This is a genomic window from Rheinheimera sp. EpRS3 (genome assembly GCF_001513785.1).
GTDB lineage: Bacteria > Pseudomonadota > Gammaproteobacteria > Enterobacterales > Alteromonadaceae > Alishewanella.
Map to the genome: position 1 here is coordinate 1 of NZ_LNQS01000004.1, position 5294 is coordinate 5294.

The window sequence follows — 5294 nt, forward strand, 5'->3', positions numbered from 1 at the left end:
GCACGCTCTTTAACAATTCGCAATCAATCATCTGTGTGGGCACTTATGATGGATTTCACAAAATGAAATTTATCGGTTGAGTGGCTTATGCAGAAATGTTTTAAGTCAGTAAGACTGAGCGTCACTTCGGTGACAGAAAGAACTTTAATTGAAGAGTTTGATCATGGCTCAGATTGAACGCTGGCGGCAGGCCTAACACATGCAAGTCGAGCGGGAACTTCGGTTCTAGCGGCGGACGGGTGAGTAATGTATAGGGAGCTGCCCGACAGAGGGGGATACCAGTTGGAAACGACTGTTAATACCGCATAACGTCTACGGACCAAAGTATGGGACCTTCGGGCCATATGTTGTCGGATGCACCTATATGGGATTAGCTAGTTGGTGGGGTAATGGCTCACCAAGGCGACGATCCCTAGCTGGTTTGAGAGGATGATCAGCCACACTGGAACTGAGACACGGTCCAGACTCCTACGGGAGGCAGCAGTGGGGAATATTGGACAATGGGCGCAAGCCTGATCCAGCCATGCCGCGTGTGTGAAGAAGGCCTTCGGGTTGTAAAGCACTTTCAGCGAGGAGGAAGGGTTGGTAGTTAATAGCTGCTAATTTTGACGTTACTCGCAGAAGAAGCACCGGCTAACTCCGTGCCAGCAGCCGCGGTAATACGGAGGGTGCAAGCGTTAATCGGAATTACTGGGCGTAAAGCGCACGTAGGCGGTTTGTTAAGTTGGATGTGAAAGCCCCGGGCTCAACCTGGGAATTGCATTCAAGACTGGCAAGCTAGAGTATGTGAGAGGGGGGTAGAATTCCAAGTGTAGCGGTGAAATGCGTAGAGATTTGGAGGAATACCAGTGGCGAAGGCGGCCCCCTGGCACAATACTGACGCTCAGGTGCGAAAGCGTGGGGAGCAAACAGGATTAGATACCCTGGTAGTCCACGCCGTAAACGATGTCTACTAGCTGTTCGTGGTCTTGTACTGTGAGTAGCGCAGCTAACGCACTAAGTAGACCGCCTGGGGAGTACGGTCGCAAGATTAAAACTCAAATGAATTGACGGGGGCCCGCACAAGCGGTGGAGCATGTGGTTTAATTCGACGCAACGCGAAGAACCTTACCTACTCTTGACATCTACAGAAGATTGCAGAGATGCGATTGTGCCTTCGGGAACTGTAAGACAGGTGCTGCATGGCTGTCGTCAGCTCGTGTTGTGAAATGTTGGGTTAAGTCCCGCAACGAGCGCAACCCTTATCCTTAGTTGCCAGCACGTAATGGTGGGAACTCTAGGGAGACTGCCGGTGATAAACCGGAGGAAGGTGGGGACGACGTCAAGTCATCATGGCCCTTACGAGTAGGGCTACACACGTGCTACAATGGTACGTACAGAGGGAGGCAAGCTGGCGACAGTGAGCGGATCTCATAAAGCGTATCGTAGTCCGGATTGGAGTCTGCAACTCGACTCCATGAAGTCGGAATCGCTAGTAATCGTGAATCAGAATGTCACGGTGAATACGTTCCCGGGCCTTGTACACACCGCCCGTCACACCATGGGAGTGGGTTGCAAAAGAAGTAGGTAGCTTAACCTTCGGGAGGGCGCTTACCACTTTGTGATTCATGACTGGGGTGAAGTCGTAACAAGGTAACCGTAGGGGAACCTGCGGTTGGATCACCTCCTTACCTAAAGTGAATTGAAGTTATAAGTGTTCACACAGATGATTGATTGTAACGTAGAGCAAACAGTAAGAACCCTTGCGGTTACGGCTGGTCTGTAGCTCAGGTGGTTAGAGCGCACCCCTGATAAGGGTGAGGTCGGTAGTTCGAGTCTACTCAGACCAACCAATTATGAGTGTTAAGTGATAAGTGCTGAGTGTTAAGTTAAACACTAACCACTCACAACTCAACACTGATGCCAAAATGGGGTTATAGCTCAGCTGGGAGAGCGCCTGCCTTGCACGCAGGAGGTCAGCGGTTCGATCCCGCTTAACTCCACCATTACTTAGATAGAAAAACATCATCTGAAGTAAATGACTGTTTGAAAACTCAAAGATAAGTTCTTCTTAAAGAAGCATTTCTCTTTGAGCTTTATGCTCAACGCTCTTTAACAATTTGGCAAGCTGATAGTAGTAAAAAACAAGGTAACAATATTTATTTGTGAACCTTAAACACGCTGTATGACTTCAAGACATTTTGGGGTTGTATGGTTAAGTGAATAAGCGTACACGGTGGATGCCTTGGCAGTCAGAGGCGATGAAGGACGTACTAACCTGCGAAAAGCTGTGGGAAGCCGGTAAGAGGCGTTAGACCCGCAGATATCCGAATGGGGAAACCCAGCGCATTTATGCGTTATCCCTACATGAATACATAGTGTAGGGAGGCAAACCGGGAGAACTGAAACATCTAAGTACCCCGAGGAAAAGAAATCAACCGAGATTCCGTTAGTAGCGGCGAGCGAACGCGGAGTAGCCCTTAAGTTGTATTAGTGTTAGTGGAATGGCCTGGAAAGACCAGCGATACAGGGTGATAGCCCCGTACACGACAATGCTTTTACAGTGAAAACGAGTAGGACGGGACACGTGGTATCCTGTTTGAAGATGGGGGGACCATCCTCCAAGGCTAAATACTCCTGACTGACCGATAGTGAACCAGTACCGTGAGGGAAAGGCGAAAAGAACCCCTGTAAGGGGAGTGAAATAGAACCTGAAACCGTGTACGTACAAGCAGTGGGAGCCCCTTCGTGGGGTGACTGCGTACCTTTTGTATAATGGGTCAGCGACTTACATTCTGTAGCGAGGTTAACCGAATAGGGGAGCCGTAGGGAAACCGAGTCTTAACTGGGCGAATAGTTGCAGGGTGTAGACCCGAAACCGGGCGATCTATCCATGAGCAGGTTGAAGGTTGGGTAACACTAACTGGAGGACCGAACCCACATCTGTTGAAAAAGATGGGGATGACTTGTGGATCGGAGTGAAAGGCTAATCAAGCTCGGAGATATCTGGTTCTCCTCGAAAGCTATTTAGGTAGCGCCTCGAGCGAATACCATTGGGGGTAGAGCACTGTTTGGGCTAGGGGGTCATCCCGACTTACCAACCCCATGCAAACTCCGAATACCAATGAGTACTACTCGGGAGACACACGGCGGGTGCTAACGTCCGTCGTGAAAAGGGAAACAACCCAGACCGCCAGCTAAGGTCCCAAAGTAATGATTAAGTGGAAAACGATGTGGGAAGGCATAGACAGCTAGGAGGTTGGCTTAGAAGCAGCCACCCTTTAAAGAAAGCGTAATAGCTCACTAGTCGAGTCGGCCTGCGCGGAAGATGTAACGGGGCTAAATCATTCACCGAAGCTGCGGACTTGTGCTTGCACAAGTGGTAGAGGAGCGTTCTGTAAGCCTGTGAAGGTTGTCCGGGAGGATGGCTGGAGGTATCAGAAGTGCGAATGCTGACATGAGTAACGATAAGGGGAGTGAAAAACTTCCCCGCCGAAAGACCAAGGGTTCCTATCCCATGCTAATCAGGGTAGGGTGAGTCGGCTCCTAAGGCGAGGCTGAAAGGCGTAGTCGATGGGAAACAGGTTAATATTCCTGTACCGGCCAATACTGCGATGGGGGGACGGAGAAAGCTAGGCAAGCGCGGCGTTGGTAGTCCGCGTGAAAGTATGTAGGTTGGTGACTTAGGTAAATCCGGGTTGCTAAGACTGAGATACGAGACGAGTGTCCAAGGACACGAAGTTGCTGACGCTATGCTTCCAGGAAAAGCCTCTAAGCTTCAGGTATTGGTGACCGTACCCTAAACCGACACAGGTGGTCAGGTAGAGCATACCAAGGCGCTTGAGAGAACTCGGCTGAAGGAACTAGGCAAAATAGTACCGTAACTTCGGGAGAAGGTACGCTCTTTGCTGTGAAGGACTTGCTCCGTAAGCAGCGAAGAGTCGCAGTGACCAGCTGGCTGCAACTGTTTATTAAAAACACAGCACTCTGCAAACTCGTAAGAGGACGTATAGGGTGTGACACCTGCCCGGTGCCGGAAGGTTAATTGATGGGGTTAGCGCAAGCGAAGCTCTTGATCGAAGCCCCGGTAAACGGCGGCCGTAACTATAACGGTCCTAAGGTAGCGAAATTCCTTGTCGGGTAAGTTCCGACCTGCACGAATGGTGTAATGATGGCCAGGCTGTCTCCAGCCGAGACTCAGTGAAATTGAAATTGCGGTGAAGATGCCGTATACCCGCGGCTAGACGGAAAGACCCCGTGAACCTTTACTATAGCTTGGCACTGAACATTGACCCTACATGTGTAGGATAGGTGGGAGGCTTTGAAGTTGTGACGCTAGTCACGATGGAGCCGTCCTTGAAATACCACCCTTGTATGTTTGATGTTCTAACGTAGGTCCCTGAATCGGGATTGCGGACAGTGTCTGGTGGGTAGTTTGACTGGGGCGGTCTCCTCCTAAAGAGTAACGGAGGAGCACGAAGGTTGGCTAAGTACGGTCGGACATCGTACGGTTAGTGTAATGGTAGAAGCCAGCTTAACTGCGAGACAGACACGTCGAGCAGGTACGAAAGTAGGTCATAGTGATCCGGTGGTTCTGTATGGAAGGGCCATCGCTCAACGGATAAAAGGTACTCCGGGGATAACAGGCTGATACCGCCCAAGAGTTCATATCGACGGCGGTGTTTGGCACCTCGATGTCGGCTCATCACATCCTGGGGCTGAAGTCGGTCCCAAGGGTATGGCTGTTCGCCATTTAAAGTGGTACGCGAGCTGGGTTTAGAACGTCGTGAGACAGTTCGGTCCCTATCTGCCGTGGGCGTTGGATGATTGAGTGGAGTTGCTCCTAGTACGAGAGGACCGGAGTGAACGAACCGCTGGTGTTCGGGTTGTCATGCCAATGGCATTGCCCGGTAGCTACGTTCGGAACGGATAACCGCTGAAAGCATCTAAGCGGGAAGCCGGCCACAAGATGAGTCATCCCTTGGACTTTAAGTCCACTAAAGGGTCGTTGGAGACCACAACGTTGATAGGTGAGGTGTGGAAGCGCAGTGATGCGTTAAGCTAACTCATACTAATTGCCCGAGAGGCTTAACCATACAACGCCCAAGATGTTTTGCGCGAGAAAGCGTAGAAAGAATACAGTGTGTAAGCGCTACATCAGCCTGCTAAGTTAAAGAACAACAAACAGTTTTTGCCTGGTGGCAATAGCGCTGTGGAACCACCTGATCCCATTCCGAACTCAGAAGTGAAACGCAGCTGCGACGATGGTAGTGTAGCATTCGCTATGCGAGAGTAGTTCACCGCCAGGCTCCCAA

The 5294-nt window shown here is 50.6% G+C and carries 2 tRNA genes and 3 rRNA genes; all 5 read left to right on the forward strand.

Annotated features, from left to right (window positions below):
* Positions 1–145: 145 nt before the first annotated feature.
* Positions 146–1670 (forward strand): 16S ribosomal RNA (locus AR688_RS07175).
* An 85-nt stretch (positions 1671–1755) separates the two neighbouring features.
* Positions 1756–1832: transfer RNA gene (locus AR688_RS07180), tRNA-Ile, on the forward strand.
* 77 nt (positions 1833–1909) lie between these two features.
* Positions 1910–1985, forward strand: a tRNA-Ala gene (locus AR688_RS07185).
* A 207-nt stretch (positions 1986–2192) separates the two neighbouring features.
* Positions 2193–5075, forward strand: a 23S ribosomal RNA gene (locus tag AR688_RS07190).
* Positions 5076–5173: 98 nt separating this feature from the next.
* Positions 5174–5288: ribosomal RNA gene (gene rrf / locus AR688_RS07195) — 5S ribosomal RNA — on the forward strand.
* The 16S, 23S and 5S rRNA genes sit together here with 2 tRNA genes alongside, the layout of an rRNA operon.
* Positions 5289–5294 lie beyond the last annotated feature (6 nt).